General features: G+C 35.0%; 18 protein-coding genes. 8 read left to right on the forward strand and 10 right to left on the reverse strand.

Going from position 1 to position 24,799, the window contains the following annotated elements; all coding sequences use genetic code 11:
• Positions 1-3: 3 nt before the first annotated feature.
• The 3 genes from FNW38_RS04800 to thiL form a co-directional block, all read right to left on the reverse strand.
• Positions 4-297, reverse strand: a complete 294-nt coding sequence (locus FNW38_RS04800; RefSeq protein WP_143387004.1) for a type II toxin-antitoxin system RelE/ParE family toxin — start codon at positions 295-297, stop codon at positions 4-6.
• Complete coding sequence (locus tag FNW38_RS04805) at positions 294-533, reverse strand: hypothetical protein (RefSeq protein ID WP_143387005.1); 240 nt, start codon at positions 531-533, stop codon at positions 294-296. The genes FNW38_RS04800 and FNW38_RS04805 overlap by 4 nt, the downstream gene beginning before the upstream one ends.
• A 430-nt stretch (positions 534-963) precedes the next feature.
• Positions 964-2,010, reverse strand: a complete 1,047-nt coding sequence (gene thiL / locus FNW38_RS04810) for a thiamine-phosphate kinase (protein ID WP_143387006.1) — start codon at positions 2,008-2,010, stop codon at positions 964-966.
• A 106-nt stretch (positions 2,011-2,116) separates the two neighbouring features.
• Between thiL and FNW38_RS04815 the strand changes: the two genes are divergently transcribed.
• The gene (locus FNW38_RS04815; protein WP_144064618.1) at positions 2,117-3,049 is read left to right on the forward strand and encodes a 1-phosphofructokinase family hexose kinase; all 933 of its coding nucleotides are present in this window, start codon (positions 2,117-2,119) and stop codon (positions 3,047-3,049) included.
• 327 nt (positions 3,050-3,376) lie between these two features.
• Here FNW38_RS04815 and lepA read toward each other — a convergent pair whose 3' ends face one another.
• Complete coding sequence (lepA, locus tag FNW38_RS04820; protein ID WP_144064619.1) at positions 3,377-5,173, reverse strand: translation elongation factor 4; 1,797 nt, start codon at positions 5,171-5,173, stop codon at positions 3,377-3,379.
• Positions 5,174-5,497: 324 nt separating this feature from the next.
• On the opposite strand from lepA, the gene dusB reads away from it, so the two are divergent.
• On the forward strand, positions 5,498-6,490 hold the full coding sequence (gene dusB / locus FNW38_RS04825; RefSeq protein WP_144064620.1) for a tRNA dihydrouridine synthase DusB: 993 nt from the start codon (positions 5,498-5,500) through the stop codon (positions 6,488-6,490).
• Between the two features lie 120 nt (positions 6,491-6,610).
• On the opposite strand, the gene FNW38_RS04830 is transcribed toward dusB, so the two are convergent.
• The gene (locus tag FNW38_RS04830) at positions 6,611-7,810 is read right to left on the reverse strand and encodes an ABC transporter permease (protein ID WP_143387010.1); all 1,200 of its coding nucleotides are present in this window, start codon (positions 7,808-7,810) and stop codon (positions 6,611-6,613) included.
• A gap of 3 nt (positions 7,811-7,813) precedes the next feature.
• The gene (rbfA, locus tag FNW38_RS04835; protein ID WP_143387011.1) at positions 7,814-8,206 is read right to left on the reverse strand and encodes a 30S ribosome-binding factor RbfA; all 393 of its coding nucleotides are present in this window, start codon (positions 8,204-8,206) and stop codon (positions 7,814-7,816) included.
• A gap of 252 nt (positions 8,207-8,458) precedes the next feature.
• Between rbfA and FNW38_RS04840 the strand changes: the two genes are divergently transcribed.
• From FNW38_RS04840 to FNW38_RS04860, 5 genes are all read left to right on the forward strand, one after another.
• Positions 8,459-12,157, forward strand: coding sequence for a UvrD-helicase domain-containing protein (locus FNW38_RS04840; protein ID WP_143387012.1), 3,699 nt, complete (start codon positions 8,459-8,461; stop codon positions 12,155-12,157).
• 47 nt (positions 12,158-12,204) lie between these two features.
• Entirely contained in the window at positions 12,205-13,398 is a 1,194-nt protein-coding gene (kbl, locus tag FNW38_RS04845; protein WP_143387013.1) for a glycine C-acetyltransferase, read from the forward strand.
• A gap of 134 nt (positions 13,399-13,532) precedes the next feature.
• Positions 13,533-14,966: an OmpA family protein gene (locus FNW38_RS04850; RefSeq protein WP_143387014.1), complete on the forward strand. Its 1,434-nt coding sequence runs from the start codon at positions 13,533-13,535 to the stop codon at positions 14,964-14,966.
• Positions 14,967-15,029: 63 nt separating this feature from the next.
• Positions 15,030-17,795 carry a PD-(D/E)XK nuclease family protein gene (locus tag FNW38_RS04855; protein ID WP_143387015.1) on the forward strand — a complete coding sequence of 922 codons (2,766 nt, stop codon included), beginning with the start codon at positions 15,030-15,032 and terminating at the stop codon, positions 17,793-17,795.
• A gap of 302 nt (positions 17,796-18,097) precedes the next feature.
• Positions 18,098-18,769: an ATP-binding cassette domain-containing protein gene (locus FNW38_RS04860; RefSeq protein ID WP_143387016.1), complete on the forward strand. Its 672-nt coding sequence runs from the start codon at positions 18,098-18,100 to the stop codon at positions 18,767-18,769.
• Here the strand turns inward: FNW38_RS04860 and FNW38_RS04865 are convergent.
• From FNW38_RS04865 to FNW38_RS04880, 4 genes are all read right to left on the reverse strand, one after another.
• Positions 18,766-19,548 (reverse strand): alpha/beta fold hydrolase, encoded by a 783-nt coding sequence (locus FNW38_RS04865; protein WP_143387017.1) that lies wholly within the window; start codon positions 19,546-19,548, stop codon positions 18,766-18,768. The genes FNW38_RS04860 and FNW38_RS04865 overlap by 4 nt on opposite strands.
• 270 nt (positions 19,549-19,818) lie before the next feature.
• The gene (locus FNW38_RS04870) at positions 19,819-20,619 is read right to left on the reverse strand and encodes a TIGR00266 family protein (RefSeq protein WP_143387018.1); all 801 of its coding nucleotides are present in this window, start codon (positions 20,617-20,619) and stop codon (positions 19,819-19,821) included.
• 328 nt (positions 20,620-20,947) lie between these two features.
• Positions 20,948-22,240, reverse strand: a complete 1,293-nt coding sequence (locus FNW38_RS04875; RefSeq protein ID WP_143387019.1) for an aminopeptidase P family protein — start codon at positions 22,238-22,240, stop codon at positions 20,948-20,950.
• Positions 22,241-22,394: 154 nt separating this feature from the next.
• On the reverse strand, positions 22,395-23,756 hold the full coding sequence (locus FNW38_RS04880; protein WP_143387020.1) for a hydroxymethylglutaryl-CoA synthase family protein: 1,362 nt from the start codon (positions 23,754-23,756) through the stop codon (positions 22,395-22,397).
• A gap of 369 nt (positions 23,757-24,125) precedes the next feature.
• On the opposite strand from FNW38_RS04880, the gene FNW38_RS04885 reads away from it, so the two are divergent.
• Entirely contained in the window at positions 24,126-24,791 is a 666-nt protein-coding gene (locus FNW38_RS04885) for a succinate dehydrogenase cytochrome b subunit (protein WP_143387021.1), read from the forward strand.
• Positions 24,792-24,799: the final 8 nt, after the last annotated feature.

Consider the following 24,799-nt stretch of genomic DNA (forward strand, 5'->3'; position numbering starts at 1 on the left):
AAATCAAATAATAAACTTTTTTGGATTTCTACGAGTAGAAAATATATCAAGGATATAAATTCTTTCAACTTCTATTCGATAAACAATTTTATAATTCCATTTTGGAAAAAAGCGAATCATTTTTGAATTAAATAGAGGTTCAATAGGGTTTTTCTCTGGAAAAATATTAAGGTTTTCTCCTATCTCAAATAGCGTATTGATAACTAATTCCGCATTTTGAGGACTGTCAAAAAAAATAAAATCATATATGTCCTGAATGGATTTGATAGATTCATTTGACCAAATTACAGGCTTCATTTTCTAACTATATTACTTCTGGCTTCTTCTGTGGTATATCCTTTTTCTCCAGAATCAGAGGCAATCATAATTTGGTTCAGGTGGTTTTCGTATTCTTTCACAGAAAGCGGTTTTCCTGAAGTAGTATAGGTATAAATCTCATCGTCCAATAATGCTTCAATTTTGCTTAATAACCGTGAATTGGAGACATCTAAAATCCTGTGAACAATGTTTTTGCGTTGGGTTTCTACATTCATGATTTTTAATTTATTTCAAAATGATTAAAGTTTTCATTACTATAAAATATAAAACACAAATATACAAAAATCGTGCTATCTTGTTGCGTTACAATTTATGGCAAATGGATTGCACATTATAGGTATAGTTTGTATAAAACCATTTAGTCTTTGAAATTACTGTATTATTTTTTTATCAATTGCCGCTGGTTTTAACCAGCGGATTGGAATGAATAAGTTGATTGGCTTTAGCCAAAATGAGCACTGTATTTTGGCTAAAGCCAATGCTAGCTTGAAATTTAAAATTCCGTTGGTTAAAACCAACGGCAATTCATCTGAGTTGTTTGATTATAATTTTTAGCCTTAAACAGGTTACAGTAATTTCTAACCAAAAATGGTATAAAACCAGATTGTAGAATTTAGGGTAGTTTTTTGTTTCTTTAAAGACTTTTTATTCGCTCAAAGCATCCCAACCACGGGCTTTTAAAGCAATTTTTGTGTTGGCTCGAGTGACTAAGTGAATGCCTTCACTTTCTTGTGTCATGTGACCAATAATGGTGAAATTTGGATTACCTTTTATTTTTTCAAAGTCTTCCATGGCAATGGTAAAAAGTAATTCATAATCTTCCCCTCCATTTATCGCAACTGTCGTGCTATCGATATTGAATTCTTCACAAACATTAATAAATTGAGGATCGATTGGTAATTTGTCCTCATATAAATTACAGCCCACTTTGGATTGCTTGCACAAGTGCATAATTTCAGATGACAATCCATCAGAAATATCAATCATAGAAGTCGGTTTTATCTCTAAAGCATGCAATAAAGTGCGCACATCCTTACGTGCTTCCGGTTTTAATTGTCGTTCTATAAGATAGGTGTAAGCGTCTAAATCAGGTTGTGAATTTGGATTCACCTGAAACACTTGTTTCTCGCGCTCCAAAACTTGTAAGCCCATATAAGCAGCACCAATATCGCCTGTTACAACTAATAAATCGGTTTGTTTGGCACCGTTTCTGTACACTATTTCATTTTCATCAGCTTCGCCAATAGCGGTAATGCTGATAATCAATCCTTTTTGTGATGAAGTAGTGTCGCCACCTATAACATCTACATTATATTCACGTGCTGCATGCGTAATTCCTGCAAATAATTCATCTAAAGCTTCTAATGGAAAACGATTAGACACCGCAATTGAAACCGTGATTTGTGTTGGCTTTGCATTCATGGCGCAAATATCAGAAACATTGACCACGACCGCTTTGTAACCTAAATGTTTTAACGGCATATAAGCCAAATCAAAATGTACACCTTCAATCAATAAATCAGTAGAAATAACTACTTTTTTAGCTGCAAAATCCAAAACGGCAGCATCATCTCCAATTCCTTTTAAAGTCGAAGGTTGATTGATTTCAAAGTTTTTTGTCAAATGGTCTATCAATCCAAATTCTCCTAATTGAGCTATACTTGTGCGTTGTGGGGTTTTATCTTCGATCATTTTTTTTCTTTGTTTTGAGGTTGCAAATATACGAAGAAATATTCGCCTTGAATTGCATCCGTTTTTACGAATTTTATCCGACCTTTAGGGTATTAAATTTGTAAAAATGAAGTCATTTGATATTGTTACACTTACGGTTAATCCTGCTTTGGATAAAAGTGCTCATTTTAGAGGTTTAGTCCCGGAACAAAAAATTCGATGCGGATTACCACGTTATGATGCAGGTGGAGGCGGAATTAATGTTTCGAAAGCAATTTCTCGTTTAGGGGGCCAATCATACTGTGTGTTCACTTCGGGCGGACCTATTGGCACGATGCTCAAAGAACTTGTTCAGAAAGAAAAAATAGAATATGAAGCCATAGAAATCCAGAGTTGGACAAGAGAAAGCTTTGTTGCGGTTGATGATAATACAAATTTACAATACCGTTTTAGTTTCCAAGGAGCCGAAATAACAACATTGGAAAAAGACAAAATTATTCAGACAATTCAAAAATTAAAATCCAAATATTTAGTTATCAGTGGGGGTTTGAATGAAGGATTGTCATCAGATTTTTATCAAGTTTTTGCTACTATCGCGAAAGAATCCAATTCCAAATTGATTGTGGATACTTCGGGTGAAGCTTTGAAAAAAGTGATTGAAGCGGGTGTTTATATGATAAAACCGAATATTGGCGAATTAGCAAAACTGATAGATGTCGAAAGTCTCGAAATGGAAGAAGTAAATAAAGCCGCAAAACAAATCATTGCCAAAGGCGGAGCCGAAATCGTAGTCGTTTCCCTTGGTCCACAAGGTGCAGTATTGGTTACAAAAGATTCTTATGATTTTGTTCCTGCTCCCAATGTGGTAAAAAAAAGTACCGTTGGTGCAGGTGACAGTATGGTTGGTGGAATGGTTTGGGCACTTTCGCAAAATAAAAACCTGAAAGAAGTTATTCGTTGGGGTGTAGCCTGCGGATCAGCAGCAACGATGAATGAAGGAACCCAATTGTTTAGATTCGAAGATGCCAAACGATTGTTTGAATGGTTGAAGAATAAATAAATTTGAAATCCGATTATTATTTGAATTGTTGTTTGAATTGCCGTTGGTTTTAACCAACGGAAGGAAATGTATAAATCTTGCTGGCTTTAGCCAAAATTGCGCTCTATTTTGGCTAAAGCCAATGCTACTTGAATCCCTATTCCGTTGGTTAAAACCAACGGCAATTCATACGGGCAGTGCGAATGTAATCATAGGTTCTTTATAAACAGATGTAAATATTTCTAAATCAGAAATGACTATGTATAAAAAAACCTGACAATTTTCATTGTCAGGTTTCCTATTTATTTCAACAAAGTCCTTCCTTTCGGGAAGGATTTAGGATGGAATTTAATCATTCAATTTCAAAACCGCCATAAACGCTTCTTGCGGAATTTCAACATTCCCCACAAGTCTCATACGTTTTTTACCTTTTTTCTGTTTTTCCAATAATTTACGTTTACGAGAAATATCCCCACCATAACATTTGGCGGTAACGTCTTTACGCAATGCTTTTATCGTTTCACGCGAAATTACTTTAACACCGATTGCTGCTTGGACAGGAATGTCAAATTGTTGGCGTGGGATTAATTCTTTCAGTTTTTCACACATTTTTTTACCAATAGAATACGCATTATCGGCATGCATCAAAGATGACAAAGCATCCACAATGGTAGCGTTCAACAAGATATCAACTTTAACCAAATTAGAAGTTCGCATCCCAATTGGCGTATAATCAAAGGAAGCATATCCTTTAGAAACTGTTTTCAAACGGTCATAAAAGTCAAATACAATCTCTGCCAACGGCATATCAAAAGTCAATTCTACACGTTCCGTAGTCAAATACGTTTGATTGGTAATCAACCCACGTTTTTCGATACACAAACTCATTACATTCCCAACATAATCGGATTTAGTGATGATAGTTGCTTTAATAAAAGGTTCTTCAACATGGTCTAAACGAGATGGCTCGGGCAAGTCCGAAGGATTGTTTACTATAAGTGGTGTTGTAGGATCTTTTTTGGTATAAGCTAAATACGAAACGTTGGGAACCGTAGTAATAACAGTCATATTGAACTCACGCTCCAATCGTTCTTGGATAATTTCCATGTGCAACATTCCTAAGAATCCACAACGGAAACCAAATCCCAAAGCTGCCGAGCTTTCCGGTAAAAACACCAGAGAAGCATCATTCAACTGCAATTTTTCCATAGAGTTTCTCAACTCTTCGTAATCTTCGGTATCTACGGGATAGATTCCAGCAAAAACCATTGGTTTCACATCTTCAAAACCATGAATTATATTCGTTGTTGGATTTTTTGCATCCGTCAATGTATCTCCTACTTTTACTTCTTTGGCTTCTTTAATTCCAGAAATCAAATAACCAACATCACCTGCCGAAATTACTTGTTTCGGAACTTGGTTTAATTTCAAAGTACCAATTTCATCCGCAAAATATTCGTTTCCGGTAGCCATGAATTTAATCTTTTGGCCTTTTTTTATTTGCCCGTTTTTCACACGAAAAATAACTTCGATTCCTCGAAACGGATTGTAATGCGAGTCAAAAATTAAGGCTTGTAATGGCTCATCAATATTTCCTGTTGGAGGTGGAATTCTTTCGATAATGGCTGCCAAAATATTTTCTACACCCAAACCGGTTTTACCCGAAGCATGAATAATATCTTCCAGTTTGCAACCTAACAAGTCCACGATATCATCGCTCACTTCTTCAGGATTGGCACTTGGTAAATCCACTTTATTCAAAACCGGAATAATTTCCAAGTCATTCTCCAAAGCCAAATATAAATTCGAAATCGTTTGTGCCTGAATACTTTGTGCTGCATCTACAATCAAAAGTGCACCTTCACAAGCCGCGATCGACCGGGAAACCTCATACGAAAAATCCACGTGTCCCGGAGTATCAATCAAATTCAGGATGTATTCTTGTCCTTTATAAGTGTATTCCATCTGAATCGCATGACTCTTAATCGTAATCCCACGTTCGCGTTCCAAGTCCATGTTATCAAGCAATTGCGCTTTTTCTTCACGAGCGGTAACGGTTTGTGTTGCGCCTAATAATCGGTCAGCAAGCGTACTTTTTCCGTGATCAATATGTGCAATAATGCAAAAATTCCGTATGTTTTTCATTTTCTGTTTATATCAAATTTATTTAGGTTTACCCTGAATTTGTTTCAGGGCGTGACCACAAGGGTCGGGCTATTCGTTTCAAGTCCTCACAAAGTTCCGCTGTCGCTGCACTTTGTTGCGGGCTTTCCACTTTTATCCCTCACGCAAACCGTCGCTTCCTCAAAATCTCGTTTAAATAGCGGCAATTAATCTGCAAATATAAGCTAAATTCAACAGTTTCAAAGTCCCGAATTCGCAAACTAATCGGTTTAATACTAAGTCTTTCTTCTTTCTTCTTTTATCCTTTCATCTAAAAAACGTAATTTTGCACCAAATTAAATGAAGATGATTAAGATTGGCAACATAATATTACCCGAATTTCCTTTACTTCTCGCACCTATGGAAGATGTGAGCGATCCGCCTTTTCGCAGATTGTGCAAAGCCCATGGTGCCGATTTGATGTACTCGGAATTTATTTCTTCTGAAGGATTAATTCGGGATGCCATCAAAAGTCGAATGAAATTAGACATTTTTGATTACGAAAGACCTGTTGGAATCCAGATTTTTGGGGGAGACGAAGAAGCGATGGCCATGTCTTCCAAAATTGTTTCAGCAGTAAATCCGGATTTAATAGATATTAATTTTGGTTGTCCCGTTAAGAAAGTGGTTTGCAAAGGTGCCGGTGCCGGTGTTTTGAAAGACGTTGATTTGATGATTCGTTTGACTCAGGCTGTGATCGATAGTACCCATTTGCCTGTAACCGTAAAAACCCGTTTGGGTTGGGACGATAATTCCATTAATATTGATGAAGTTGCGGAGCGTTTGCAAGACATTGGTGTTGCCGCTTTGAGCATACACGCCAGAACTCGTGCCCAAATGTACAAAGGACACTCTGATTGGTCGCACATTGCCCGAGTAAAAAACAACCCTAGAATTACCATGCCTATTTTTGGGAACGGTGATATTGATTCTCCGGAAAAAGCATTACACTATAAAAATGAATATGGTATTGACGGAATAATGATTGGTCGTGCCGCTATTGGTTATCCTTGGATTTTCGACGAAATCAAGCATTACTTCAAAACCGGAGAACATTTACCAAAACCCACCGTTGTTGATAGAGTTGAAGCAGTGAGAAATCACCTCACCTGGGCGATGGAATGGAAAGGAGAGCGTTTAGGTATTGTTGAAACCAGACCACATTATACCAATTATTTCAAAGGAATTCATTCTTTTAAAACCTTCAAACAAAAATTAGTAACGCTAGATCGACCTGAAGAGTTGTTTGCTGCTTTGAATGAGATTGAAGAAGCGTATGCGGGTTATGAAGTAGTGTAGCTAAATAATTTAAACACGAATTCCGCTAATTTGCACAAATTAATTCGTGTAAATTAGTGGAATTCGTGTTTTATTTTTTTAAACCTGAAACCTGAAACCTGAAATCATTAATCTTCAATCTTAATCCAACAACTTCTTACTCACGCGACTACTTGCAATCAGCGAAGCAATAAAGCCAAGCGAGACAATAGTTCCCATAACAATCAATACATTTTCGAGAGAGAAAACTACGGGATACGCCAGTGTAGGTGTAATCATAACCAGTTGAAAATGTTGTTGCAGTAACACAATTATAATTCCTAAAACCAACCCGATAATTCCGCCGAAAACACTCAATAAAGTGCCTTGAAGCAGGAATATTTTTCGTAAATCCTTGATTTCAGTTCCTAGATTAAAAAGGGTTTTTAGGTTTCCTTTTTTATCCAAAATCATCATAATCAGCGCGCCAATTAAGTTGAAAAGTGCCACAACAATCACCAAAGTAAAGATTAAATACACGGCAATATTCTCCGTATTCAACATTTTATAGAGCGATTCGTTGAGTTGAGCCCTGTTTTTTACGGTAATGGTATTGTTGAAAATTGTTTGAAGTTGGTCTGTGATGGCATTTTCATCAGCGCCAGCTTTTTCTTTGATTTCAATCCCTGAAACCTGATTGGTTTTATATTCCAATAATTCCTGCGCTAAACCTAAATCGGCAAAAACATATTTAGAATCAAGATCTTCGCTGATGGCGTAAATCCCAACAGGAATAATCTCAGTTTTATTAAAAGCCTGTTCTGGATTTTCGATAGCGCCTTTCCCTGGTTTTGGAACTAAAACTTCCAATTGATGATTGAAATCAAGCAATCCCATCGAGAATTTTTGGGCAATTCCGTAACCAACTACTACTTGATAGGTGTCCGGTTTGAGCCACTGCCCGTTGAAAAGTTTCTTTTCAATAGCATTTACTTTGCTAAAGTTGGAATCAACTCCCTTGAGATAAGTAACTTCTTGTTTTCCGTCAAAAGTGAATAAAACACGCTCTTCTATTATTTTTGTATAAGAAGCTAGCCCATCAATTTTCTTGATTTGGCTTTCTTGCGTTGGAGAAATAAGGAATGATTTCCCTAAAGTACTGCTTATTTTTAAATCGGGATCAATGTCATTCGTAAACGAAAGACTAAAAACTTTCAACCCGCTAAAAACAGATAAAACCACAAACAAAGCCATTGCGCCAACAATAATCCCCATGCTGGCAATTCGATTGATGATATTGATCGCATTGTTTTTACTGTTGCTAAGAATATAGCGTTTGGCTATGTAAAGGGGGAAATTCAAATTTTATGAATGTCTGCGTTTTTCTAGAAGATCTCTGTTTTCTATAGGATTTTCCTTGTTGTTCAGTGCATTGTCAATCTTTTCGATGTAGTCTAACGAATCATCGATAAAGAATACCAAATTAGGTACTTTTCTCAATTGCAAGCGAACGCGTTGTGATAAATCATGTTTTATCAAAGTCGAATTCGTCTTAATCGCTGCCAAAGTTTCCTTAGCTTTATCCTGAGGAAAAATGCTTAAATGTACCGTAGCTACTGATAAATCTGAAGTTACAACAACCTTGGATACCGAAATTATCAAATTTGTAACTCCGTTTTTTCTCACTTCACCTTGCAGAATGTCAACCAAATCTTTTTGGATAACCCCACCTATTTTTTTCTGTCTATTTGTTTCCATGCTGCAAAAATACTACTTTTAAGTTTTATACGAACAAATTTTGAAAGTAACCTATTAATACTTGTGTTTTTAGGAGCTATTTCCTGCTGTACGCTATATCTTTCCTGCCGAACACCGGCAGGAAAGGATGCCGCTTCCATCAGGGCTAAGGCATTTGGAAACTATCGAAATTTAGATTATAGACAAACTAATTCCGCCCTGTCTCCCTTCCCTTTGGGGAGGGCCGGGGAGGGGAAAATATAAAACATCAAAATGCAAAGACCTTCATTCTCCATATACGACGCATCGGCAGGTTCTGGAAAAACCTATGCGCTTGTCAAAGAATATCTGAAAATCATACTGGTTGCTAAGAAAAATGATGCCTACCGAAACATTCTCGCCATTACGTTTACCAATAAAGCGGTGCACGAAATGAAAAGCCGAATCGTAGGCAGTTTATCCGAATTTGCCAAAGACGAACCAAGTTCAAAAGCACAGGATTTAATGCAGGATTTGTCCGTAGACACAGAGCTTTCTATTATTGAAATCAAAACCAAATCACAGCAAATCATCAAGCATATTATTCATAATTATGCCGCTTTTGATATTTCGACCATTGATAAATTCACACATAAAGTGATTCGTGCTTTTGCGCATGATTTGAATTTACCCATGACTTTCGAGGTCACTTTGGATACCGAAAATTTATTGATAGAAGCCGTCGATGCCATAATTGCCCAAGCCGGAGAAGATGAAACATTAACAAAACTGTTAATCGATTTCACGATGGAAAAAACCGATGATGACAAATCTTGGGATATTTCGCGTGAAATTCTCGAAACCGGTCGTTTAGTTTTAAACGAAAATAATAGAAATGAAATTACCCATTTTCAGGATAAATCCATTGCTGAGTTTGTCGAAATAAAAAACAAACTAGCCGAAGCCTGTAAAGTTTTGGAAAAAGAAAGTGTCGTTTTTGCGGAGGAAGCATTGTCATTAATTGAAAAAAACGGAATTGATACCAAATCCTTTTCAGCAGGACATTTTCCAAAACATTTGTCGAGTATTCAAGAAGGAAAATTTAATCCAAAAAACAAAACCTATCACGAATTTGATGACATAAAAATCAATAAAACGGCAAAAGACCGTGCAATTATTGAAAACATAATTCCTGATTTATTGCAATTTCTAGACAAAGTTTACAAAACTTTCGAAAAGATAAATTTCTATAAAGCCTTCTTAAAAAACATTACACCTTTGTCATTGCTAAATACGGTCAGTAATGAATTGGCCAAAATTCAGGAAGAACAAAACGTACTTTCTATTTCCGAATTCAATGCAATCATTCACCGTGAAATTCAAAATCAACCTGCGCCTTTTATTTATGAACGATTGGGGGAACGTTACCGTCATTTTTTCATTGATGAATTTCAGGACACTTCCGAAATGCAATGGCAGAACCTGATTCCGCTGATTGATAATGCACTTTCGGGTCAGGATGATTTTGGTGTAAAAGGGACTTTGATGATTGTGGGTGACCCGAAACAGTCTATTTATAGATGGCGTGGTGGAAAAGCGGAACAGTTTATTGAATTGAGTAAAGACCAAAATCCGTTCAATAATCCCGATAAAAAACTCGAACATTTAGATAAAAATTACCGCAGTTATTCGCAAATAATCGAATTCAATAATGATCTCTTTAAATTGTTGTCGAATGAATTCGAACATCTGGATTATAAAGATTTGTATGAAAATCACAGTTATCAAAAGACAAACAACAAAACGGGTGGCTATGTAAATATTTCCTTTATCCCGAAAGTAGAGGAAATAGATAATAATCCCGAAGCTTCGGGAGATGAAGAAGCCTTGGATAAAACCGATTTGTATGTTTTAGCAACATTAAATACGATTCAAAAAGTACTACAACAAGGATTTGAATATAAGGATATTGTGATTCTGACCAGAAAGCGAGATCAGGGAATTGCAATTGCAAATTATTTGACGGAGCAAGGAATTCCGCTTTTGTCCTCAGAAACGCTAATGATTCAAAACGCTACCGAAGTTCGGTTAATTATTCATTTATTAAAATACCTGAAAAATAGTTCTGATTTGGAATCCAAAGCGCATTTCCTTCAATATTTAGCTCAAAACAGTCAGGATAAATTACCGATTCACGATTTTATTGCTCAAGGAATGGCATTATTTAAGGAAACTGATTTCGAAAATTGGTTGATGAGTTTTGATGTTTCACTTTCATTTCAAAACATTAGAAAAAAATCATTATATGAAGCAGTGGAAACTATAATAGCAAAGTTTCTCCCCCCAGCCCCCTCCGAAGGAAGGGGTGACGGAGTGGTTAACTATGTGAATGATAGTTTTGATAAATTAGGGTATATGACAGGCGGAAATTATTCTCATCTTTTGATAGAAAAAGCAAAAAAAATGAGGAAGAACCCGACAAATGCTGAAAAAATATTGTGGTTGGAGCTTAAGTCCCAGTCTTTAGATAGTAAATTTAGACAACAACATTTGATAGATGATTTTATTATTGATTTTGTTTGTTTGTCAAAAAAACTGGTAATTGAAGTTGATGGCGATTATCATTTTACTGAAGAACAAGTTGAGTTAGACAATGATAGAACAATTACCCTAAATAAATTAGGGTATAAAGTCATTCGATTTAAAAACGAAGAAATCATAGGGAGTATTTCGATAGTTTTAGAAAAAATAAAAAACGAATTAATTTCACAAGAGAATTTTTTTATTGAGAATTCGACGGTATCGGATAAAACGGAAGAGAATTTTTCTATTGACAAAGTAACCGTTCAGTCTCCCTCCCCTTTGGGGAGGGTCGGGGAGGGGAATGCCTACGTTCAATATTTTCTGGACATTGTTCTCGAACGAGACATTCGCAACCAAGCTGGAATTTCTGATTTCTTAAATTATTGGGATAAAAATGCGGATAAATTTAGTATTCCGTCTCCGGAAGGGACTAATGCAGTTCGGATTATGACCATTCACAAGTCAAAAGGTTTGGAATTTCCGGTTGTCATTTTTCCTTTTGCCGAGGAAGATTACAATCGAAAACCAAAAGATAAATTATGGCTCAATACCGAGGAACAAGATTTCGGTTTGCCCAAAGTTTTAATCGACAACAGCAGTGCGGTAGAAGGATTTGGAGAGGAAGCTGCTGAGGTTTACAATCAAAAAAAGCAGGAAGAATTATTGGATAATATCAATGTTTTGTATGTGGCTTTGACCCGAGCAGAGGAACAATTGTATGTGATTTCGAATATGAACTTGTCCAGTAAAGGAGAAGTTCCAAAAAATAATATGTGTGCCTTTTTTATTAATTATTTAGGTAATAAAGGCGAATTCGATGAAAATAAATTGAAATATGAATTTGGGAGCTCAACGAAATTATCTTCAGCAAAACAACACATCGATACTTCAAAAAAGATTCCTTTAGTTTTAGAAATTCTAAATCCAAAGAATATAAAAATCGCACAGCGAGAAGCATTAATGTGGGGGACACTCCAACAAGAAGCTATAGAATATGGGAATGTTATTCACGAAATTTTATCTTTTGTAAAAACTAAAAACGATGTCGATTTGGCAATTACAAAGTCTATTGAAAACGGATTAATTACACTAAATCAAAAGGAATTGGTTTATAAAACGATTCAGGAAATTGTCGATCATTTAGAGCTTTCAACTTATTTTGCTGAAGGAAATGAAATTTTGAATGAACAAACGATTATTCAAAAAGAAGGGAAAACAGTAAAACCGGATCGAATGGTTTTAACGAAAAACAAAGAAGTATTGTTGCTGGATTATAAAACAGGAACGCATAATGTTAAATACCAACAACAATTGGAGAATTATCAGGATGCTATTGAGAAAATGGGGTATAAAGTAGTTAAAAAGGCACTGGTATACATAGGGAAAGAAATCGATGTAGTAAATTTGTAAGCTACTATTGAAATGAATAAATAACAGCCTAAATAAACATATCAAAAATGTACGGAAAAATCAAAGAATACTTACAGTCAGAATTGCAAACTATTGAAGATAATGGAATTTTCAAAAAAGAAAGAATCATCACTTCTCCGCAAGGAGCAGAAATCACGATTTCGACAGGGGAGAAAGTTTTAAATTTTTGTGCCAATAATTACCTTGGATTGTCATCGCATCCAGAAGTGATCCAGGCTGCTAAAGATACTTTGGACACGCATGGTTTCGGGATGTCATCGGTACGTTTTATCTGTGGAACCCAAGATATTCATAAAACACTGGAAAAAAAGATTTCTGAGTTTTACGGAACAGAAGATACTATTCTTTATGCAGCGGCTTTTGATGCCAATGGTGGTGTTTTCGAACCCTTATTAGGAGAGAACGATGCAATAATCTCGGATAGTTTGAATCATGCTTCTATTATAGATGGTGTTCGTTTGTGTAAAGCGGCTCGTTATCGCTATGAAAATAGTAACATGGAAGATTTGGAAGAGCAATTAATCAAAGCTAACGAAGCTGGAGCCCGATTCAAATTAATTGTTACTGATGGCGTTTTTTCTATGGATGGTGTTGTGGCTCCTTTGGATAAAATTTGTGATTTGGCTGATAAATATGATGCCATGGTTATGGTGGATGAATGTCATGCTGCTGGATTCATTGGTGCAACCGGAAAAGGAACATTGGAGGCAAAAGGTGTAATGGGAAGAGTTGATATCATCACCGGAACATTAGGGAAAGCACTTGGTGGTGCCATGGGAGGATATACCACAGCCAAAAAAGAAATTATTGAAATATTACGTCAACGTTCCAGACCTTACTTGTTCTCTAATTCTTTAGCACCAGCAATTGTTGGAGCTTCAATAAAAGTATTTGAACTATTAGAAAAGGATACTTCATTGCGTGATAAGCTAGAATGGAATACAAACTATTTCAAAGAAGGAATGAAAAAGGCTGGTTTTGATATTATTGATGGTGATTCTGCGATTGTTCCTGTGATGCTTTATGATGCAAAATTGTCTCAAACTATGGCAAATGAGCTCTTAAAAAAAGGTATTTATGTTATAGGCTTCTTTTTTCCGGTGGTTCCTAAGGATAAAGCGAGAATTAGAGTGCAGCTCTCCGCAGCACATACAAAGGCGCATTTGGATAAGGCAATTGGTGCTTTTGTTGAAGTTGGGCGTCTGTTGGATGTTATATAATTTCTGTTGAATGTTATATAATTTCCACTTTGCATCCATATTTTTGTTTTTTTTTAACATTTCATTTTGTAGTTAAAAATTTACGAGTTACTTTTGTCTGTAATTAACTAAATTGTAATTAAAAAAAATTAAGTATGAAACATCTTAACAAACTTCTAGTTGCTGTGATGATGGTGATGGGTTTAAGCTCTCACGCACAAGACGGTAACAATCCATGGGCAATCTCTTTTGGGGTTAATGCCGTTGACACTAAAACTAGTGCAGGTGGTGGGCATAATTGGTTAGACAAACATTTTTCTCAGCCATTCGCTGTTAAAGATAACTGGAATATTCTTCCTTCTGTATCATACCTTAGTGTATCTAGATTCATAGGAGATAATTTCTCTTTTGGACTTAGTGGTTCTGTAAATAAAATTGATAAATATGTGAAATTTGATCCAACTGCTGTTGGTCATGATTCTCGCGGATACGTAGTATCTAATCCTGGGGATTTAATGTATTATGGTATTGATGCAACTATCAAATACAGTTTGATGAACTTAATCAACTCTAAAGTAATTGATCCGTCATTATCTGTTGGTGGAGGATATACATTCTTTGGTGATAGTAGTTATGGAACTCTTAATCCAGGTGCTGGTCTTACTTTATGGTTTACTGAAGCTATTGGGCTAGAACTTGCAACAAAATACAAAAAATCTTTTGGTGATAGAGAAGATGCTTCTGGAACTCCAGACGCTCCATCACATTTTCAACATTCTGCAGGTCTTGTTTTCAAATTTGGAGGTAAAGATACTGATGGTGATGGAATATATGACAAAGATGATGCATGTCCAGAAGTTGCTGGTTTAAAACAATTCAACGGATGCCCTGATACTGATGGTGATGGAATTCAAGATAGTGCTGATGCTTGTCCAGAAGTTGCTGGTTTAGCTGCATTAAATGGTTGTCCTGATGCTGATGGCGATGGAATTGCTGATGGTAATGATGCTTGTCCAGATGTATTTGGTTTAGCTGCATTAAAAGGTTGTCCAGATGCTGATGGCGATGGAGTTGCTGATAAAGATGATAAATGTCCAACTGTTGCAGGTCCTAAAGAAAACGCAGGTTGTCCTTGGCCAGACACTGATGGAGATGGTGTTTTAGATAAAGATGATGCATGTCCTGAAGTAAAAGGTACTGTTGCTAACAACGGTTGTCCTGAAATTACAGAAGAGCAAGTAATGAAATTAAATACTTATGTTAAAACAATTTTGTTCAACAGTGGTAAATCTACTTTTAAAGAAGAAACTTACCCTGTATTGCAAAACATTGTAGCTATCTTAAAAGAATATCCTACAGCAAAATTCATGATTGAAGGACATACTGATAGTGATGGTAGTAATGCTATGAACCAAACGTTATCTGAAAACAGAGCTGCTGCAGTTAAAAATTATTTAATTGAAAACGGAATTGCTGCTGATAGACTTAGATCTACAGGTTTTGGTGAAACTAAACCAATTGGCACTAATAAAACAGCTAAAGGAAAAGCGAAAAACAGAAGAGTTGAAGTGAAATTAATCAAAGAATAATTTCTTTCAAATATTTATAGAAAACGCCTCGATTTATCGAGGCGTTTTTTTTATTTTTATAAAATGACAAATACTTCTTTTCTTGATAAGATAGCTTCGGTTTTAATCGAAAACTATTCAGACAATCTTTCGAATACGATTGTAGTATTACCAAACAAAAGAGCCAAAATATTCTTAATTGAGGCTCTAAAAAATCAAGTAACGACAAACATACTTTCGCCTGAAATTATAAGTATTGAAGACTTTGTTCAAAACATAGCAGGCATCCGTACGATTGATCCGATAGAGCTGTTATTCGAATTCTATGAAGTCTATTTGTCAATTACTGAAAAAGTAAATCAACAATCATTTGAATTATTTGCGAATTGGGCTAAAACGCTTTTACAGGATTTTAATGAAATCGACCGCTATTTATTGGAACCTTCGCATGTTCTTTCTTATTTGAAAGATATCGAGGATATCAAAAAATGGGGAATTGAAGTCGAAAATAAAACTGTCTTATTAGAAAAATACATCGATTTTTGGAAATTACTGCCCAATTACTATCAATCCCTTTATACCCATTTATTGAATAAAGGAATCGGGTATCAAGGATTGATTTATCGTGAAGCGGTAAACAACTTAAACCATTTTTCGAATTCAGTACAAAACAAACAATTCCTGTTTGCGGGTTTTAATGCGCTGAATACAGCCGAAGAAAAAATAATCCAACATCTTATTGCTTCTGATCAAGCAAAAATATATTGGGATGTAGATCAAACGTTCCTAAATGACCCGTATCATGATGCAGGACTGTTTGTAAGGCGTTTTAAAGAAAGTTGGAAGTATTACAAGTCCAATCCTTTTGAATGGATTCTAAATGATTTTTCGCAGACTAAAAATATTCAGGTTATTGGGACACCAAAAACTATCGGTCAAGCTAAAATCGCCGGAAGTATTATTGAAAATGTCATCAATGAAAATCCTGAGGGTAAGTTAGATAAAGTAGCAGTTGTACTGGGTGAGGAAAATCTTTTGGTTCCGCTTTTATATTCGTTGCCATCAACTGTTGGTGCTTTGAATATTACAATGGGTTATTCGAGTAAGAACAATCCAGCGCAGATTTTGATTGCAAAATTGTTTAAAATGCATACGAATGCTTTGTCCAGAAATGCCAAAAGTTATGTATTGTATTATAAAGATGTATTGGATATTTTGACACATCCTTTGGTGGAACCTTTTGCAAAAACGAATGCATTAGTTAAGATCATTAATCAAAATAATTACACATTTATCACCCATCATAAATTGATGGAGCTTAATGGGAATCCATCGGAGTTATTTCTTTTATTATTCCAAAAATGGAAAAACGGATCGATTCCAGTATTAGAGACTATTTCTAAATTATTGCAAACCATAAAGAACAATTTGAGTAACGACAATGAAGAAGAGAAAATCACCAAAGCTTTCGTTTTTGCAATTTTCAAAGTGATTAATAAACTAATTAATTACTATTCGAAACACAAACATATTGATAAAATAGAAACGCTTTATGCTATTTACAAGCAAGTAATTGATTTAGCCGAAGTTTCCTTTGAAGGAGAGCCGTTGAATGGTTTACAGATTATGGGAGTCTTAGAAAGTCGGGTATTGGACTTTGATACTGTAATCGTTACCTCTATGAATGAAGGGAAATTTCCAGCCGGAAAATCGCAAAATTCATTTATTCCGTATGATGTAAAACGCGAATTAGGTTTGCCAACTTTTAAAGAAAAAGATGCGATTTATACGTACCATTTCTACCATTTATTACAACGCACTAAAAATATTTACTTGCTTTATAATACCGAAAGCGAAGGTTTGGATGCGGGTGAAAAAAGCAGATTCATCACGCAATTGGAAGTGGAAAAACAAGGGAATCATACTTTGTCTCATGAAATTTACAATGCTGTTCTTCCTGAAACTGCCTATCAGCCGATGGTAATTCCAAAGTCGGAAAGTGTTATGGTTCGTTTGAAAGAAATTGCCGAGAAAGGTTTTTCTCCATCTGCTTTGACGAGTTATATCAGGAATCCAATTCAGTTTTATTTCCAGAAGATTTTACGCATCAGCGAAGTCGAAGAAGTCGAAGAAAATATAGCACTAAACACGTTAGGAACTATTATTCACGAAACGCTGAAAGTCCTTTACGAACCGTTCATTGGGAAGTTTATTTCGGAAAGTGATATTTTAAATTGTTTCAAACAAATTGATGTTGAGGTTCTGAAACAATTCAAATTGGTTTACAAAGAAGGAGAAATCAAAAAAGGAAGAAATTTATTGGCTTTTGAAGTTGCAAAACGAAATGTTTCGAATTTCCTGAAAGTAGAATTAGAGAGTATTAAGAATGGTGACGCAATCAAAATTATCGCTTTGGAACAAACATTCGAGCGACTATTAAATCATCCTAATTTGCCTTTTCCGGTATTGATAAAAGGAAATGTGGACAGAATTGAAGAGCGTAACGGAATCATTAGAATTATCGATTACAAAACGGGTAAAGTAGAAAAAGCAAGCGTCACTTTAAAGTCATGGAAAGGATTAACAGAAGATATTAAAAGCGACAAAATCATTCAGGTTTTGGCTTATGCGTTTATGTACGAAAATGAGGCAAAGGGAAAACCAATTGAAGCCGGAATTATTTCTTTTAAGAACTTGAAAGCAGGATTTCTTCCGTTTAATTTTAAAGAAGACAAAGAGGTCAATTCAATCATAAACGAGGATATTTTGAGTAATTATCTCGAACAAATGGTTCTTTTATTAAGCGAAATTTTGGATGAGAATATTCCTTTTGAAGAAAAAATAATTTAAACATAAATCCCCATTAGAAAATTAGCCAACATCTTTGAGTTTTATAAAAGCACTTTGACGATAGCCTTGTCTATAAGTGCTTTGTCATGGGTTTTTGGGGGATTTGAAACCTTCAAATACGTACTTATTGTTTTTGGTTTCTTCATTAGTATTTTGATAAAAGAAGTGAATTCTAAAAATGAATATTTGTTTTATTACAACAACGGAATTTCAAAACTGAAATTGTTGACTTTTAGTTTTCTAATGAATATTGTTTTTTCAATGCTGTTTATTTTAGTCATTAATTTAATGCTGCAATTAATATGACTAAAAGTATTTTAGAAGTTGACAGCGTTCAAAAACAATACGATGGGAAAATCATAGTTTCAGATGTGTATTTGAAATGTGAAACTGCTGATATTATTGGCATTTTAGGAAGGAATGGTTCTGGAAAATCGACATTGTTAAAAATCATTTTCGGAATTGTAACTGCCGATTTTAAATTTGTTCATGTAGATGGTGAAGTGAAATTAAAAACCAGTGATTTACTAAACCAAATAAGTTATTTGTCTCAAGATAATTTTATTCCAAATTTATTTTCTGTAAAAAAGACTATTGTATTGTCTATTGCCAAAGATAAACTGCAGGAATTTTATGCTGACGACATGATTCAAACGATACTTAATAAAAAAATAAAGAATTTGTCCGGCGGAGAATTGCGGTATTTAGGAATTAAATTAATACTCAATAACCCTTCAAAATTTGTTTTGCTTGACGAGCCTTATAACGGTTTGTCGCCAATTATGATTGAAAAGATAAATGGATTAATCACTGAAATGTCAATTGCAAAAGGAATTATCATTACGGATCATAATTATGAAAATGTGATTAAAGTCTCCACAAAATTAGCGTTGATGAAAGAAGGAAAACTGCACCACTTAAATGATAGAAGTGAATTGGTTGAAAAAGGTTATTTGAACTCAGAAATGATTTAGATACTTTTAAAAAAAGTTAACAATACTTTCAATAATTCCTCTTGGTTCTCAATATGACTCATGTGTCCATCTGGAAAAGAAACCAGTTGCACAGTAGTATTTTCTATTTGTTCTTTAGTTTCTTCGTAATTTAAAACAGGATCTTTTTCGCCCAGAATCAATAGTTTTGGATAGGGGGTAAGGTGTAATAAAACTTCACGATCTTTTCTTATTTTCATTCCTTCGAGTGAAGCAACAATTCCTTGAAGGGGCGTTTTTAAAGCTTCTTTTTTAACGCTTTCAATTTCTGATGAAAGTCTTTCTCGATTCGACTCGCTGAATAAATTAGCGATGGATAGTGAAACAAAATTCATAAAAGATTGTTTTACCGCTTTAATAGCTCGGTCCCGATTTGTTTTTCGTTCCTCGCTGTCGGCTCTTGCGGTTGAATTTAATAAAACGGATCCTTTTATGTTTTCAGGATATAATTCTGCGAAAGCCAAAGCTACATAACCACCCATAGAATGTCCTACAAAAATTGCTTTCCTGATGCGCAATTCCGATAAAACGGCGTGAACGGCATCGGCATTATCCTCCATTGTTTGTACATAACTCAAACATTCCGATTCGCCATGTCCTAATAAATCAATGGTAATAACACGGTTTTTTTTAGCAAATTCCGGAATGTAAAAATCCCACATGTCTTTGTTCTCCAAAAAACCGTGGAGCAAGACAATAGCAGTTCCTTTTCCAGTATCGGAATAGGAGATGTTGGTGTTTTTAAAGAGAATTTGTTTCAAAATGGAAATTTAGTCTACAAAAATAACATTTTTATTTTTTATGATTATCCATTATAATAACCATGCAAAATTGGTTGCCTCCGATTAGGTAAAAAAGCATTAATTAAAAATTGGTAAAATTAGTTAAAGGGAATAATTAAATAAAAAAAGGGGCTCGCACTCCTGAAAGCCGTTATCATTTTGTCATTTCGACGAAGGAGAAATCACATAAAGCATAGGGATGCGATTTCTCCTGCGTCGAAATGACAAATGGAAAGTTTAAATTACATGCTAAAATCGATTATCCCCATCAAGAAGGTTTCCTAATCCACCTAATAAACTGCCTTCGTCACGACTGCTTCCGCCAGCTTTTGGTGCGGATGCGATGATTCTGTCGGCAAGTCGGCTGAAAGGCAATGATTGCACATAAACGGTTCCTGGTCCACGAAGTGTGGCGTAAAACAATCCTTCACCACCAAAAATGGAATTCTTGATGCCACCTATAAATTCAATGTCATAATCCACATCTTTAGTATAACCTACAATACAACCAGTGTCTACTTTTAGGATTTCGCCTGTTGCTAATTCTTTTTTGGCTAATGTTCCGCCGGTATGTACGAACGCCAGCCCGTCGCCTTCTATTTTTTGCATGATGAAACCTTCACCGCCAAAAAGTCCGCGTCCCAGTTTTTTAGAGAATTCGATTCCAACTGAAACACCTTTGGCAGCGCAAAGAAATGAATCTTTCTGACAAATGAATTTCCCTTCAAATTGCGTTAAGTCAATTGGGATTATTTTCCCTGGATACGGTGATGCAAAGGAAACTTTGCTTTTAGTATTGTTTTGGTTAATGAAAGCGGTCATGAAGAGACTTTCACCGGTTAGGACTCTTTTTCCTGCGCTTAAAAGTTTACCAAACAATCCGGTTTGTTGTCCGGATCCGTCGCCAAAGATGGTTTCCATTTGGATATTATTGTCCATCATCATAAAACTTCCCGCTTCGGCAATTACAATTTCCTGTGGATCTAATTCTATTTCCACATATTGCATTTCCTCGCCATATATGTGATAGTCTATTTCGTGTGCTTGCATGATTTCAGTAATTTAAGGTTTTTGAATAAGTCGAATGTGAATTCAGAATGTTACAGTTTTACGAGAGGATTATGATATTGAAAAACTTTTGTTGTAGTGATTTGGCTTAGTCGCGCAAGGGATAGAAGCGAAAAGCCCGCAGTGCCGCATTTTTTTTTGCGGCACGAGGACTTACTTCACAGTGTGTTTATTTTCATAGGAGTTCAGTGAATTTCATTTGTAGCGAATAGCCCGACGCAGCCGGAGTTTACGGAGGTTGGGTTGCGCCCAAATAAAAAACGGCCTACATTGCTGTAAGCCGTTCTGGTTATAACTATTTGAAAGGAGTTTAACAGTTCATCAATGTTTCAATTTCGTCCACCTCAATCGGGATGTTTCTCATCAAATTGAATGGTTCTCCAGTTTCCTGAATGATTACATTGTCCTCCAATCGAATTCCGAAACCTTCGGCAGGAATATAAATTCCCGGTTCCACGGTGAAAACCATATTGGCTTGCATTGGTTCAGTCAGGATTCCATAATCGTGCGTGTCCAATCCCATGTGATGGGAAGTTCCGTGCATGAAATATTTTTTGTAAGCCGGCCATTCCGGGTTTTCATTTTGGACGTCAGCTTTATCTAATAATCCTAAATCAAGTAATTCTGAAGTCATAATTTTTCCCACTTCGAAATGATATTGTTTCCAAAGTGTTCCTGGAGTAAGCATTTTGGTCGCTTCGTTTTTTACTCGTAAAACAGCATTGTAAACGTCTTTTTGTCTGCCGGTGAATTTTCCTGAAATTGGAATCATTCGGGTCATGTCGCTTGAATAATTCGCATATTCTGCCGCCACATCCAATAAAATCAAATCACCTGCGTGGCATTGTTGGTTATTTTCAATATAATGCAACACATTAGCATTATTTCCGGAAGCAATAATTGGTGTGTAAGCAAAACCTTTGGAACGGTTGCGAATGAATTCGTGAATCAATTCGGCTTCAATTTCGTATTCGGTTACATTTGGTTTAACAAATGAGAGTAGTCTTCTAAAACCTAACTCAGTAATGTTACAGGCATTTTGGATTAAATCCAATTCTTCACTTTCTTTTACTGAACGTAAGCGTTGTAATATCGGATTGCTTTTTGCGACAGCATGCGCGGGATATTTTTCTTTCCACCATTTTACAAAACGCGCTTCACGGGTTTCAGTTTCTACAGTAGCGCGATAATGTTCGTTGGTATTGATGTAAATCGTATCACAATGCGTCATCATTTCGAACAAAATTTTCTCGAAATCCTGTAACCAATATACAGTTCTGATTCCTGAAACTTCATACGCCCGTTCTTTGGTCAGTTTTTCGCCTTCCCAAATCGCAATGTGTTCGCTGGTTTCTTTCAAGAACACCATCTCTCTTTGATGCTCGTATGGCGCATCTGGAAAAAGCAATAAAATACTTTCTTCTTGATCCACTCCGCTTAAATAAAAGATGTCACGGTGTTGTGCAAAAGGCATCGTGCTATCAGCACTTATTGGATAAATATCATTAGAGTTGAAAATAGCAATACTTTTTGGCTTCATTTGAGCCATGAATTTGGTGCGATTTTTTATAAATAAATCCCGGTCAATTTGATGGTATTTCATAGCAATACGGTTTAAACTTTTAATTACTCAAAAATACTAAGTTTAAATCGTTTTTTATTATGAATTTGTCAAATTTTAAATAAAAAAAACACAAAATAAAATAAACGGAAGTCTATCGTATTTTGTGTTTGTATAAAATAAGTTTTTAAATGGTCTAATCAACCCATTTGTAATAACGAGCTCCTAATAGATTCGGAATTTCTTTTTCTATTCGGTTCAAAATCCATTCGTTTTTTGGAAGTTGAATGCTTTGTTTCTGTTCTTTTTTATGAAGTTTTTCGTAAGTTGGAAAATCAATTTCAAGGCTTTCTTCTAAGGTTTCGAAAAGATTTACATTGGTAATTGCAGCTTTCCAATCTGGTTGAATTGTTCCTTCAAAGACCTTAGATTTAGAACCGCTTCCATAAGCTAAAAATCCAAATTTTGAATTTGAAATTTCTTTCTTAGTATCATAAAAATGTGCTAGAGTCGAAAGTAATCCCATAAAAATGGAACCGGTATATAAATTACCAATTAAGGAAGAAGCTAATTCGGCAGGCATTAATTTTTCATTTACAAAACGCTGGTATTCTTCAGATTTGCTGATTCCTTTCAATTTATTTTGGTATTCCGAAGCATCTTCGTTTCCAGAGATAGTTTTACTTTCGGCATCTAAAGCATAAATCTCAGATAGCATGCGACGTCCTTGAAATGCATAAGGCAAATGCATGATGATGCTTTCCCATGAATTGTAGATAGTTTCGTCAGTGTTTTTTAATTTTTTTAATGAAAAATAGGCGTTTCTGGTACGATCCATATAACATTGGTTGGAGTATTGTCCGTCAAAAACCGGTTGGTCTTTGTGGATTTCTATTTCAGCTTCAAGATTGTCAAACCACGATTCATTGTTTTTGTTTTCTGTAATTTCTTCTTTTGAAAGTGTTCTAAACGGTTTGAAAAAGTCAAAAACACCTTTTGTACTTGTCGCCCAATTGTTGTCGAATGCAATAATTCTAGGATTTGAAGTGATCAACATTGCTAAAGCTCCCGCGCCTTGAGTATATTCTCCGGTTGAATTCAAATCGTATTTTGCAAAATCAGTAGTGACAACAATTGCTTTTTTGGTTGGATTCAATTTTACAAAATCAAGGCAGTTTTGCAAAGCATCAACGCCACCGATACAGGCAAAAGTAAAATCGACTACATCGCATTCGGATAAAGTGTTTTCTCCAAATTTTTGTTCCATTAAGGCTATTAGAAAAGAGCTAATTGGTTTAGAACTGTCTATGGCACTTTCGGTTCCAACATATATTCTTGCAATTTCGTTTAGATTTAGATTGTTTTCTTGAGTCAGTTTTGTCAATGCATTTGCAGCAAAAACAACGGTGTCTTGATGAATATCTGGCAATGTCATTTTGATTAAACCTAAGCCTTTTTCTAATTTTTCAGGTTCAATATTTCTGGCTTTTGCCAAAGTTTTAATGGGTAAATGTATTTTAGCAACATCAAAAGAGATGGAATCAATTCCTGTTTTCATTATTCAATTTTTAACGTGTAAAGTTAAAAATGCATTGTCTTGGTGCAATTGTTTTAGGGGTATAAAATGAAGGTACTTGGTGTTTTTGTTAATTTAGAAATAAACAATAATAAAAATTATTGAATTGGTAATTTTAGTCTCTTTGTAGATTGATTTTTAGTAAATTTCGTTATGTCTTATTTAAGATTTTTTTCTTTTTTGTTTAACTGTTTATTTTTCTGTTTTTTGAATTTTGTTTGATTTTTAAGGATTTCTTGTTTTTTTGTGTAAAACACTTTAAAATCATTATAAATAACAACGAAAAGGTTGTAGTTCCTGTCTAATTGCTTTATTTTTGTAGAATTTTTTAAAACAAATTATATAAATCTTATGGCAAAATCTGCATTATTGAAATCGTCAATAGCAAAAAAAGTAGCTATGGCACTTTCAGGACTTTTTTTGATGTTGTTTCTAGCACAGCATTTTTTTATCAATATGACATCGGTCTTTAGTTCCGATACTTTTAATTCTATATCCCATTATATGGGAAATAATCCTCTTGTTCAATTCGTAATTCAGCCTATTTTAATTGTTGGTGTGATTTTTCACTTCATTATGGGTTTTGTTTTGGATTTCAAAAACAGAAGTGCCAGGCCAATTGCTTATGCAAAGAATAACGGAGCTGCCAATTCTTCTTGGGCTTCAAGAAACATGATTGTTACCGGTTCAGTTGTTTTGGCTTTTATAGCGTTGCATTTTTACGATTTTTGGTTTCCTGAAATGGTTTATAAGTATGTAGATGTTAGTCCGTTAAATGAGACTAGATATTTTCATGAAATGACTGAAAAATTCGAAAGTCCTGTTCGTACAGCATTGTATAGTATATCATTCTTATTGTTGTCATTGCACCTGTGGCATGGTTTTAATTCTTCCTTTCAATCGGTAGGTTTTAATAATAAATATTCAAAATCTTTGCATACATTAGGATATGCTTTTGCAATTGTAGTTCCTTTTGGTTTCATTTTCATTGCATTATTTCATCATTTTAATCATTAATATTAAAT

It is taken from the genome of Flavobacterium gawalongense (genome assembly GCF_007097265.1).
GTDB classification, from domain to species: domain Bacteria; phylum Bacteroidota; class Bacteroidia; order Flavobacteriales; family Flavobacteriaceae; genus Flavobacterium; species Flavobacterium gawalongense.